Below are 12474 nucleotides of genomic sequence, written 5' to 3'. Positions count from 1 at the left end.
CTATAATCACGCCCGCAAACGTTAACGAACATCTATTCAGGAGATTGGCATGACTCAAGATGAAATGAAAAAAGCGGCTGGTTGGGCAGCACTAAAATATGTTGAGAAAGGCAGCATTGTCGGTGTTGGTACTGGCTCTACCGTGAATCACTTCATCGATGCACTAGGCACTATCAAAGATGATATTAAAGGTGCAGTGTCTAGCTCTGTCGCTTCAACTGAGCGCCTTAAAGAGCTTGGTATTGAAGTATACGAGTGTAACGATGTAATGAAGCTGGATGTGTATGTTGATGGCGCAGATGAGATCAACCCAGCACGTGAAATGATCAAAGGCGGCGGCGCGGCTCTGACTCGTGAGAAAATTGTCGCAGCAATCTCTGATAAGTTCGTATGTATCGTTGACGGCACTAAAGCAGTTGACGTACTTGGCCAGTTCCCATTGCCTGTTGAAGTAATCCCAATGGCACGCTCTTACGTGGCTCGTGAATTGGTAAAACTAGGTGGTGATCCAGCTTACCGTGAAGGCGTTGTGACTGACAACGGCAACGTGATTCTGGATGTGCACAATATGCAAATTACCAACCCGAAAGAAATGGAAGACAAAATAAACGGCATCGCTGGTGTGGTGACTGTGGGTCTTTTCGCTCATCGTGGTGCAGACGTAGTGATCACTGGCACACCAGAAGGTGCAAAAATTGAAGAATAAATAACAGCCCAAAATGAACCTATCTGGTTCACTTTTCTGTTATTTCATTACATACGGTGCTGCAAGGCACCGTTTTTTATTCCTTTCTATAAGAAAATTATCTCTTATTCCGTAATTTTCTTACCCAAAGCAATTTTTTTTTGTTACTTTATTGAACAGAAGACGCACAGGGAAACGTTTGTCTTCCTACAAAACTGTTAATTATCCCCTTTTTAATAGTTTTGTCCAATGTGCGCCACATTAGCCCACCTTTCCATTTTAAGGACGAGAAAAAATGGCCAAAGTTTCACTGGAAAAAGAAAAGATTAAGATCCTCTTGTTAGAGGGACTCCACCCTTCTTCAGTTGAAGTTCTTCAAGCAGCTGGTTATACCAACATTGAATACCATAAAGGTTCCCTTCCGGAAGAAGAACTAATTGAAGCGGTAAAAGACGTACACTTCATTGGTATCCGCTCCCGTACGAACCTATCCGAAGAGGTAATCAATGCGGCGAACAAGCTGGTTGCAATTGGCTGTTTTTGTATTGGTACTAACCAAGTAAACCTAGACGCAGCAGCAAAACGCGGTATTCCTGTCTTTAATGCACCATTCTCTAACACTCGAAGCGTGGCAGAGCTTGTACTTGGGCAAATCCTTTTACTAGTGCGTGGTATTCCTGAAAAGAATGCACTTGCACATCGCGGTATTTGGAAGAAAAGTGCAGACAACTCTTACGAAGCTCGTGGTAAGTGCCTTGGCATTATCGGATACGGTCACATTGGTACTCAGCTTGGTATTATTGCCGAAAACTTAGGTATGCGCGTTTACTACTACGATATTGAGAACAAACTGTCCCTTGGTAATGCGACGCAAGTACATACCATGAGTGAACTACTGAACAAATGTGATGTGATTTCTTTGCACGTTCCCGAAACACCGGAAACGAAAAACATGATGGGTGAAGCTGAATTTGCTCGAATGAAACCAGGTTCCATCTTTATCAACGCGGCACGTGGCACCGTTGTGGATATTCCTGCACTTTGCCATAGCTTAGAAGCTGGTCACCTTGCCGGCGCTGCAATTGATGTATTCCCAACTGAACCAAAAACGAATGCTGACCCGTTCGAGTCTCCTTTACAAAAATTCGATAACGTCATCCTCACTCCACACGTTGGTGGTTCAACACAAGAAGCACAAGAGAATATCGGCTTAGAAGTGGCGGGTAAACTGGCTAAGTACTCTGATAACGGATCGACACTTTCAAGCGTAAACTTCCCTGAAGTGTCATTACCAGAACACAGTGGTGAGTGCTCTCGTCTGCTTCATATCCACAAGAACCGTCCTGGTATCCTAACTCAGATCAACACCATCTTTGCTGAAGAAGGCATTAACATTGCCGCGCAGTACCTACAAACAGCCGCTGAAATAGGCTACGTAGTGATCGACGTTGAAACTGAACGCTCAGAAGAAGCTCTAACAAAGCTCAAAAACATTGAAGGCACAATCCGTGCTCGTATCCTTCACTAAACAGTGAAACAGAAACGACAAAGGCAGGGGTTATGACTCCCTGCCTTTTGCTTTTTACTGTTTGCTAAGCCTTACTTTAGCTTATAAATGACATCGACTTGATCGCGAATGATCATAGTTGAATCTTGGTAGCTATTCGCTCCTTCTTTACTATCCATCGCCATTGAACGCATTAACACAGGCTGAACGTGCATCTGTCTGTAATTGATCTGCCATACATCGCCCAACTTTTTCTCAAAACCAGTCGCTAATGACCCTGCTTTTTCTCTTGCGTCCTTAATCGCAGCCATTCGTGCCTTTTGCTGATACTCGGCTTGGTTGCTTACCTTAAGTTGAATATTATCAACCTGATTAATTCCCGCTTCTAACGCCATATCTAGGTATTGGTTAAGGTTTTTCAGATCCGTCACCGTGACATCAATACTGCGAGATGCTCGGTACCCAACAAGTTCTGCTTTTCCTGATTTAGGGTAATGGTACTGAGGAGCAAGGTATAAATTCGAGCTAGTAATATTGTCTTTTGACAAGCCGGCATCCGATAAGCTTTTTAGAAACTCTTCAACGGTTTTATCTACGGACAATTTCGCTTGTTCGGCCGTCATTGTCGTATCGACTACTTTTACAGAAAACGTAGCCATATCAGGTGTGGCCGTCACTTCGCCATACCCCGTTGTCGTAACATGAGCAAACTCTGGCGTATTCGCCAAAACTGAAGCACTGGTAAGGCTGAGTGCTGAAGCCAGCAAAAATGAATACAATTTCATTCAATAAATCCATCCATACAAAATTAAGTACTTAATCTCAGATTCCAACATCACTATCATGGCTGAGAAAGCGTGTGGTTTCATAATAGAAACTTCCGCCGATTATCCAAGCACCCATAGTGACTTCTAACACAACTTTGACTATGTAACATTGGCGTAATTTTTAAACAAAACACACTTAAGTTAACGATATGCAGCTCTGACAAACTTATTGAGGTAGATGCTGCTGCGCATACCCCACTATCGCGTGTGAGATTTCTTGTAATACCCCAGTTTCTAACTGCCAGTGGTGCCAATAAATCCGATGGGACATTAAAAAACCTGGAGTCACATCAACCAACACACCTCTGTCTAATTCGTCGGTAATTTGCAAGCGGGGGATCAAGCAATAAGCAACACCAGCTAACGCCACTTTTAGAAACGCTTCAGAACTACTGATGTTGTGATGAATAACGCTGTCAGGATTGACGTTAAAATGCTCGGTAAGAAATGTTTTATGTAGATCATCATATTGGTCATATGAAACGGCCGGTGCTTTTGCCAATGTCTGATTATTTACGCCTTTAGAAAAATAACGCTGATAGAACTCTGGGCTCGCGACACAAACATAATCGATGCGACCTAAATAGTCTGCTCTGCATCCGGGGATTGGCTGGGACTCCAAGCTGATCGCTCCTGTCACTTCGCCACTTTTGAGTTTTTCAATAGAGCGGTATTCACCATAGATAGTCAGTTTTAGTTCAACTTGACGCTGCTTCATAACATTTTGCAGCGCTGGCAGTAGCCATGTTGCAAGGCTATCTGCATTAGTCGCTAAAGAGAGTTGCACAGGTCGCGTACTGGTATCATTTTTTAATTCGGGGAGAATTTCATGCTCTAGCAAGCGTACTCGCCGATAAAGACCCAACAATTTTTTACCAATTAGCGTTGGCTTAGGTGGCTGGCTTCGAATTAAAACAGGCTGCGCGAGAAACTTCTCTAACTGCTTGATACGTTGAGAAATGGCGGATTGAGAAACAAATAAATGCTCGGCAGCACGCTCAAAGCTACCCTGATAAACTATAGCGTCTAATGCCTCAATCCATTTGTAATCTAACCCTCGCATACCTTTCCTCTCACTCCTGATCAAACGCCTCCCGTTAAATTAGTCTATCTAATGTAAGATTAAAATCATTAATTATACTTATTTAGATAAACGCTTTATCTTTCCCCTCTCTGTAAATGTATTTGTTATTTTGAAGTGAGGTGAAGTGTGAACTTGTGGGTTCTATTGCAAGGTTTTGGTTTAGGAGCATCAATGATCATTCCGATCGGCGCGCAAAATGCGTATGTTTTGAATCAAGGCATAAAGCGTAACCACCATCTAACAACCGCCACTATTTGTAGCGTGCTAGATATGATTTTCATCTCTCTAGGTATCTTTGGTGGTGGTGCAATTCTGTCTCAAAATGAAATCTTACTGACGTCGGTGACACTTGGTGGTATTGCTTTCTTGAGCTTCTATGGACTGCTCTCGCTAAAAAGTGCTTTTAAGCCAGAGAGTGAATCGGAATCAAAAGGGGAGATCGTAGCTCGAGGTCGTCGAACGGTTATTCTAGGTGCGTTAGCCGTCACTGTGCTTAATCCGCACTTATATTTAGATACAGTCGTTATTCTAGGTTCGATCGGTGGACAATTTGAAGGCCATGATCGCATTGCTTTTGCACTAGGTACGATTATGGCTTCCTTTGTTTGGTTCTACACTTTATCGATAGGAGCCGCCAAACTAGGTCCAACACTCTCTAAACCAAAAGTGAAAAAAACCATCGACATTGCAATCGCAATGATGATGTTCACAATAGCGTATATCTTAGCGAGTGAGCTTATTGATAAGTATTGGTAATCATAAGGTAGTAAGGCAGCAGAGACATGGAGTCACTAAAACGTATTTATAACAACAATAGAGAGCGATTCAACGCGCTCTCTATTCCTTTTCGGGAATGGCAGCACGAAGCCATCTTAGACTTTGAGACAGATATACGCATTGCGAGAGAGCTTGGTTGGACGGGTACGCATACCAAAAGCCTCTTTTTAACACTCAAAGGACAAGGTTACGCAGTTTATCTGACAGATAAGGACTCGCGCCTCGATGCCAAGCAGATTAAAGCGATTACAGGTAAACGTCCCTCTATTTGTAATGACGATGAAATGGTCGAAGTGTTAGGTTGCGTACCCGGCGCGGTTTGCCCAATAGGCTTACCGGAATACATCACTATCATTGTTGATACCAATCTCTATCAACATCAAGAGTTGCTCTATACGCCTGGCTTACCTGAGTTCACATTTGGATTTGCAGGTAAACATCTAAAACGCCTCTTACTTGCTGGTCATCACACCCTTTACGAAGTATAAAAAAGCGAGGCCTATTGGCCTCGCTTTTGAATATCGACTGCTTTTGATTAAGCGTCGACTTTGTTCAGGTGAACATCCATTTGTGGGAATGGAATCTCGATACCATTTTCATCCAATGCTTCTTTAATACCTTGCATTGCATCAAAGTATACGCCCCAGTAATCTGCAGTTTTCACCCATGGACGAACCACAAAGTTAACTGAAGAGTCTGCTAACGTAAGTACACCAATTGTGATATCTGGGTCTTTCAAGATACGTGGATCTTTCTCTAGCGTCTCACGAATCACTTTCTTCGTTAGTTTAAGGTCTGCTTTGTATGAAACACCAATCACTAGGTCGACACGTCGTGTCGCATGGCGAGAGTAGTTAGTAATGGCACCGCCGATAACTGAAGAGTTAGGCACAACAACCATTTTGTTGTCTGGTGTTTTTAGAACTGTTTGGAAGATTTGAATTGCTTCAACACTACCCGCTACACCACCGATTTCTACGTAGTCGCCTGATTTGAATGGACGGAACGCAACAATAAGTACGCCTGCTGCAAAGTTTGATAGTGAACCTTGTAGTGCAAGACCAACAGCAAGACCTGCCGCACCAATCACAGCAACAACAGAAGCGGTTTGAACTCCTAATCGACCAAGAGCCGCGATTAGCACGATTACAAATAGCAAGTAACGAACAAGACCGTGAATAAATTCAACGACGGCCTTATCCATGTTTTTCTTTTCTAGTACTTTAGAAACACTACCAGCGACTGCCTTAACGATAAGATTACCGATAAACAGAATAAGCACCGCAGAGATAATGTTCACACCGTACTGAACCAGTAGATCTGAATTGTTTGTCAGCCAAGTTTCAGCCTGAGTTAGACCATCCGTTAAAGTGGTATCGATACCCACCGATTCACCTGCCATAATTCTTATCCTCAAAAATAAAGAGATATAAATCCAATTGCCGTTAATTTATGAACCTTGTTTTTTTAAAGGCTCTTTTCTAAAACAACATCCCTATTGCTCCACTGAACAGTGTCAGATTTTTGGCACAATATCCCAACTCTGACTTTTTTCAAAGTCAGAGTTTCGCAAAGATATGCAAAACAAGACTTTATCAGAGCTTTCTGACACTGACTTGTTACAGGTTACGCAATGCACTCTGATTTCGCCACTCTTAAGACTGATATTCCCATGTTTTCTTTAAAAAAAACGTTAAAGGTGAGATATCTCACTAGCAAATACAACCTAACGCATAAAAATATCGGGAGAAAGCAGAGGGGAAGAAAATGATAGATATAAAAAAAACCCGCTCAAAGAGCGGGTTTTTAAGTAACTTAATCAGTAACGATTATAGTACGTCAACTGCGTTAAGGTCAGCAAATGCTTGCTCTAGACGAGTAACCATTGAAGCTTGGCCTGCACGTAGCCATACGCGTGGATCGTAGTACTTCTTGTTTGGTGCATCTTCACCAGTTGGGTTACCGATCTGACCTTGTAGGTAATCGTGGTTTTCAGCTTCGAACTTACGGATACCATCCCAAGTAGCCCACTGTGTATCAGTATCGATATTCATTTTGATTACACCGTAGCCGATAGATTCACGGATTTCTTCTAGAGAAGAACCTGAACCACCGTGGAATACGAAGTTTAGAGAGTTCGCTGGAAGACCGAATTTCTCAGAAACGTGCGCTTGAGAATCACGTAGGATAGTTGGAGTTAGTACAACGTTACCTGGCTTGTATACGCCGTGTACGTTACCGAAAGATGCTGCGATAGTGAAACGGTGGCTGATTGCGCTTAGTTTCTCGTATGCGTATGCAACGTCTTCTGGAGAAGTGTATAGCTCAGACGCATCCATATCAGAGTTGTCAACGCCGTCTTCTTCACCACCAGTACAACCTAGTTCGATTTCTAGAGTCATGTTCATTTTAGCCATGCGCTCTAGGTACTTAGCAGAAATTTCGATGTTCTCTTCTAGAGACTCTTCAGAAAGGTCGATCATGTGAGAAGAGAATAGTGGCTTACCAGTTTGCGCGAAGTACTCTTCACCAGCGTCTAGTAGACCGTCGATCCAAGGAAGTAGTTTCTTAGCTGCGTGGTCAGTGTGTAGGATTACTGGAACACCGTAAGCTTCAGCTACAGCGTGAACGTATTTCGCACCAGCAACAGCACCTAGGATTTGAGCTTCTTGACCTTCAAGTTTTAGACCTTTACCAGCAAAGAAAGCAGCGCCACCGTTAGAGAACTGAACGATAACTGGAGCTTTAACTTTTGCAGCTGCTTCAAGTACTGCGTTTACAGAGTCAGTACCCACACAGTTTACTGCTGGAAGTGCAAAGCTGTTTTCTTTTGCAACTTCAAATACTTTCTGAACGTCATCGCCAGAGATAACACCTGGTTTTACGAAGTCGAAGATCTTAGACATGGATGTAATCCTATTTATCTGTCGTTTTTAAACAAAACTTGTTAAGTTGAAAATCTTGCAAACGTTTGCTCACAACTGAGGCTATTCTAGCAGAGTTCCTCACACGTTGCAGCAAACAAGAAAGCGGGAGAATCACTCCCCCGCTTTGCTTTAATTACTTAGCGCGTGCTTCTAGCATTTCTACTGCTGGAAGAACTTTACCTTCTACGAACTCAAGGAAAGCGCCGCCGCCAGTAGAGATGTAAGATACATCCGCTTTGATACCGAACTTGTCGATAGCTGCTAGCGTGTCACCACCGCCTGCAACAGAGAAGCCTTCAGAAGCTGCGATAGCTTCAGAGATACCTTTAGTACCTGCTTCGAAGTTCTTGAATTCGAATACGCCTACTGGACCATTCCATAGGATAGTCTTAGCGTTTTTAAGGATTTCAGCTAGTTCAGCTGTTGAATCTGGACCAAGGTCGAAGATCATGTCGTCGTCTTGTACTTCAGAAACGTGCTTAATTTCAGCTTCTGCGTTCTCGTCGAATGCTTTCGCACATGCAACGTCAGTTGCTACTGGAATTGCACACTCGTCCATTAGCTTCTTAGCTGTTTCAACTAGGTCTGCTTCGTATAGAGACTTACCAACGTTGTGGCCAGCAGCTGCGATGAATGTGTTAGCAATACCACCACCAACAACGAGTTGGTCAGCGATTTTAGATAGAGACTCAAGAACCGTTAGCTTAGTAGAAACTTTTGAACCACCTACGATAGCAACCATTGGACGAGCTGGCTTGTCCATTGCTTTGCCTAGCGCTTCTAGTTCGTTCGCTAGTAGAGGACCAGCACATGCTACGTCTGCGTGCATACCAACGCCGTGAGTAGATGCTTGAGCACGGTGAGCCGTACCGAATGCGTCCATTACGAATACGTCACATAGTGCTGCGTATTTCTTAGATAGCTCTTCGTCGTTTTTCTTTTCGCCTTTGTTGAAGCGAACGTTTTCAAGAACAACAAGTTCACCCGCATTTAGCTCTAGGCCATCTAGGTAGTCTTTTGCTAGCTTCACTTCGCAATCTAGTGCGTCGTTTAGGTAGTTAACAACTGGTTGTAGAGAGAACTCTTCAGCGTATTCACCTTCAGTTGGGCGACCTAGGTGAGACGTAACCATTACTTTAGCGCCTGCTTCTAGGCAGTGCTTAATAGTTGGAAGAGATGCGATGATACGTGCATCCGAAGTTACTTTACCGTCTTTTACTGGCACGTTTAGGTCAGCACGGATAAATACACGTTTACCTGCAAGATCCAGGTCAGTCATCTTGATTACAGACATGATGTGTCCTCTCAAATATTTAATAATTAAAGTTTTTGAAAACTCGGCAACCCTGCCAAGCCTGTTAATTCTTCAAACTGGTTATAGATATGGAGATATTATGGATTTATTTCAAGGCTAGAAATAAAAATTCTCCATCACTTCTTCGTCATTACTGTTCCACTTGCGAAGAAGCTTGCATTGCTAAGGCAGTATCCAGCATCCGGTTAGCAAAGCCCCATTCGTTGTCGCACCAAACGAGCATTTTTACGAGTTGCCCGTTACTCACTCTAGTCTGGCTTCCATCCACAATCGCACTATGGGGGTCGTGGTTAAAGTCGATGGAAACGAGTGGCGATTCAGTATAGTCAACAATGTTACGTAATGTACACTGAGATGCGTTAACAATGGTTTGATTTACGTCATTAACTTTCACATTTGTACTAATTGTGACACTTAAATCCATTGCAGTGACGTTAACCGTTGGAACACGAACAGAAATTGCTTCGAATTTGTTGGAAAATTTCGGGAAGATCCTTTCAATCCCCTTATGCAACTTAGTGTTCACCGGAATAATAGATTGGCTTGCAGCACGGGTACGGCGTAAGTCGTTATGATACGCATCAATTACTTGTTGATCGTTCATGGACGAATGAATTGTGGTAATGGTGCCAGACTCTATGCCGAAGGCTTCGTCTAGTACTTTAATGATGGGAACGATACAGTTGGTGGTGCAAGAGCCATTGGAGACAACACGGTGCTCGTCTTTCAGAGTTTCGTGGTTCACGCCATAGATAATCGTATTATCTAGGTCGTTTGCGCCCGGGTGCGAAAACAGTACTTTCTTCGCGCCTGCTTCTATATGCGCTTGCCCATCGGCTTGCGAACCAAATACGCCAGTGCAATCCAAGACGATATCAACTTCTAAATCACGCCAAGGAAGTAATTCGATTTCGGAGAGGTGGAGAATGCGAATGGAATCATATTCACCGCTGTCATGATGAACATGCAAATGTTCTTGGTCATGGGAAATTTTTTTACCAAAGCGACCATGACTGGTGTCATATTGCAGTAGGTGTGCCATCGCCTCTGGCTGAGCTAGTTCGTTAACCACCACAACCTTGATCTGCTGGTGTTTTCCACTTTCATACACCGCTCGCAGAACATTACGACCTATACGTCCAAATCCATTGATCGCAACCTTTAGCATTTATCCTTCGCCCTACCAAAAATTTCGTGTCACAGATACTACCTGATCAGGCTGACAAACGCACCTGTTGAATCAAAGTAAAGCAGGATTAAAAAAGGTCGAGACTATGCTCGACCTTATTACAACGATAGATAATTAAAATGCGACGTCTAAACCTAACCAGTAGCGACGACCATCTTCAATATATCCGTATTCTTCGTAACTGATTTCCTCGTCCAGCAAGTTATAGATAGCGCCTTTAATACGAGTATTGTCGGTTAACTGGTATGTCACACCGGCGTCCACAAAGGTATAAGCTGGTTCTACAATACTGTTTCTTGATGGGCCAGTAACCGGATCCATTTCTTTACCTCGGTACGTGACTTTCGCCCAGCTCTCTAGATCTGTTGTCGTTTGCCAAGTCACATCCACATTAAACAGATGCTTTGGTAACTGCTGCAGCGGCATGCCTTTGTATTCACCTGTTTTTTGCTCTGAGTCGGTAAATGTGTAGCTCGAGCTAAGGTAAATGGTTTCCGTTAACGGCGATGCTAAGGTCGCTTCAATACCTTGTGTGACGGCTTCATCCACGTTAATACGGTACGTTGGATCTGCGCCCCATTGGTTTGGGCCATCAGTACAGATAGTGTCTGGACAAACAACACGTGTGATCTTGTCTTTGAATTCGTTATGGAACGCAGTCAAAGAGACATCTAAGCCAGAATCACCTTGATACAAGACGCTGATTTCTTTGTTTAGCGACGTTTCAGGGTCAAGATCTGGGTTACCGTAGATATTACCGCCACCACTGACTTGCGCCCAGCCAGGAGTAATTTCACGTAATTGTGGAGAACGGAAACCTGTTGCCACACCGCCTTTCACCGTCCAAGACGGATCAACTCGCCATACACCGTAAACACGCGGACTAAAGTGCGCGCCATAGTTTTCGTCATGATCTAGGCGACCACCAAGCGTAACGCTAAACGGATCAGCGATTCTCCATTCATCTTCAATGAAAACAGCCCACTGCGTATTCGATGTTTCAGTCTTCGACGACGCTTTGTTGGAGGTGAAATCCTCAAGCTCTGCATGAGTAGCGTCCACACCCGTCGTCAACGTATGGTTTCCAATACCAGTCACCAAGCTCGATTTGAACGTGGTGTTGGTTATCGTCATCTCACGAGATTTGTTCTCGCTCTCTTCTCGCTGTAAGTAAGTATCTGAAATGCCAATCGAATCCCAATCACCGTTGTGGCTTACCGTTACGTAATTACGACGATATTCATTCAGTGAGTCTTCACACCCACCACGACACCCAGTAGTCGGCACTGAAAGGCCCACATTGCCACGACGACTTTGTGCCGACGTGCCGCCCTCTAATTGCACCGAGTGGCGATCATTAATCTGGTAAGTCAGTTTTGAAGAGATACTCTGCATATCTTTATCTTCATAACCGTATTCGATGTCATCTTCTTCTCTGGTTGTGTACTGACCATATACTTGGAGAGATAAATTTTCAGCCAACGGACCATTAACGAAAAAGTTCGCGCTCTGCTCTCCCCCTGAGCGACTATTCTCTTGTAGTACCGTGCCCAGTTGAACATTACCCGTCCACTCTAGCGCATCTTTTCGTGTGATGACGTTAATCACACCACCAATCGCATCAGAACCGTAAAGCGTCGACATTGGGCCACGAATAACTTCGATTCGCTCAATCGCTTGAAGAGGAGGTAACCAACCTTGTTCGATACCAGGGCCGTCACTATTTGGACGAGTTTCACGCGTACTTTGACGTTTACCATCGACCAGTATCAAAGTGTATTTAGAACCCATACCACGGATACTAATGTCGGTGGTATCACCACCACCTGTCACGACAACACCTGGCACACTTTTTAGTGCATCAGTCACATCGCGGTAATAACGGGAGTCCAACTCCTCACGTGAAATCACACTAATACTTGCAGGCGCGTCCGCTTGAGATTGCTCATAACTTGATGCAGTTACAACCACTGTTTCCATTTTAGAAACTGCATCATTGGCAAAAACATGAGGGACACTGACGAAGGCTAAAATACCAGTTGCGGTAATAACTGGCAGTCTAAGAGTAGACATCTACATCTCCATAATTGATAATGATTATTATTTTCGAAAGTGAATTATTCACAAATAGAATGAGATGCATAGTGAGAGTTATGGAACGGT

At 43.7% G+C, this 12474-nt stretch carries 11 protein-coding genes; 4 read left to right on the top strand and 7 right to left on the bottom strand.

Features of this window, described 5'->3' with window-relative positions:
• Positions 1-49: 49 nt before the first annotated feature.
• Together rpiA and serA are read left to right on the top strand one after the other, a co-directional pair.
• Positions 50-706 (top strand): ribose-5-phosphate isomerase RpiA, encoded by a 657-nt coding sequence (gene rpiA, locus R7Z10_RS15180; protein WP_005380982.1) that lies wholly within the window; start codon positions 50-52, stop codon positions 704-706.
• Positions 707-980: 274 nt separating this feature from the next.
• Positions 981-2213, top strand: a complete 1233-nt coding sequence (gene serA, locus R7Z10_RS15175; RefSeq protein ID WP_005384551.1) for a phosphoglycerate dehydrogenase — start codon at positions 981-983, stop codon at positions 2211-2213.
• A gap of 71 nt (positions 2214-2284) precedes the next feature.
• Here serA and R7Z10_RS15170 read toward each other — a convergent pair whose 3' ends face one another.
• Positions 2285-2977, bottom strand: coding sequence for an oxidative stress defense protein (locus tag R7Z10_RS15170; protein WP_005384550.1), 693 nt, complete (start codon positions 2975-2977; stop codon positions 2285-2287).
• A 208-nt stretch (positions 2978-3185) separates the two neighbouring features.
• Positions 3186-4082 (bottom strand): LysR family transcriptional regulator ArgP, encoded by an 897-nt coding sequence (locus tag R7Z10_RS15165; RefSeq protein WP_025768836.1) that lies wholly within the window; start codon positions 4080-4082, stop codon positions 3186-3188.
• 147 nt (positions 4083-4229) lie between these two features.
• On the opposite strand from R7Z10_RS15165, the gene R7Z10_RS15160 reads away from it, so the two are divergent.
• The gene (locus R7Z10_RS15160; RefSeq protein WP_151515121.1) at positions 4230-4859 is read left to right on the top strand and encodes a LysE/ArgO family amino acid transporter; all 630 of its coding nucleotides are present in this window, start codon (positions 4230-4232) and stop codon (positions 4857-4859) included.
• A 26-nt stretch (positions 4860-4885) separates the two neighbouring features.
• Positions 4886-5368, top strand: coding sequence for a YbaK/EbsC family protein (locus R7Z10_RS15155; protein WP_017633558.1), 483 nt, complete (start codon positions 4886-4888; stop codon positions 5366-5368).
• 47 nt (positions 5369-5415) lie between these two features.
• Here R7Z10_RS15155 and mscS read toward each other — a convergent pair whose 3' ends face one another.
• The 5 genes from mscS to R7Z10_RS15130 all read right to left on the bottom strand — a co-directional run bounded on the left by mscS (position 5416) and on the right by R7Z10_RS15130 (position 12384).
• Positions 5416-6282 (bottom strand): small-conductance mechanosensitive channel MscS, encoded by an 867-nt coding sequence (mscS, locus tag R7Z10_RS15150; protein ID WP_005384548.1) that lies wholly within the window; start codon positions 6280-6282, stop codon positions 5416-5418.
• Between the two features lie 427 nt (positions 6283-6709).
• The gene (fbaA, locus tag R7Z10_RS15145) at positions 6710-7786 is read right to left on the bottom strand and encodes a class II fructose-bisphosphate aldolase (RefSeq protein WP_005380996.1); all 1077 of its coding nucleotides are present in this window, start codon (positions 7784-7786) and stop codon (positions 6710-6712) included.
• 154 nt (positions 7787-7940) lie between these two features.
• Positions 7941-9101, bottom strand: a complete 1161-nt coding sequence (locus tag R7Z10_RS15140; protein ID WP_005384547.1) for a phosphoglycerate kinase — start codon at positions 9099-9101, stop codon at positions 7941-7943.
• Between the two features lie 151 nt (positions 9102-9252).
• Positions 9253-10290, bottom strand: a complete 1038-nt coding sequence (epd, locus tag R7Z10_RS15135) for an erythrose-4-phosphate dehydrogenase (RefSeq protein ID WP_318105211.1) — start codon at positions 10288-10290, stop codon at positions 9253-9255.
• A 135-nt stretch (positions 10291-10425) separates the two neighbouring features.
• Positions 10426-12384 carry a ligand-gated channel protein gene (locus R7Z10_RS15130; protein WP_054575406.1) on the bottom strand — a complete coding sequence of 653 codons (1959 nt, stop codon included), beginning with the start codon at positions 12382-12384 and terminating at the stop codon, positions 10426-10428.
• Positions 12385-12474 lie beyond the last annotated feature (90 nt).

It is taken from the genome of Vibrio sp. Vb1018 (assembly GCF_033338775.1).
GTDB lineage: Bacteria > Pseudomonadota > Gammaproteobacteria > Enterobacterales > Vibrionaceae > Vibrio > Vibrio alginolyticus.
Note: the sequence above shows the minus strand (reverse complement) of the source record. Positions and strands in the feature narration are given on the sequence as shown.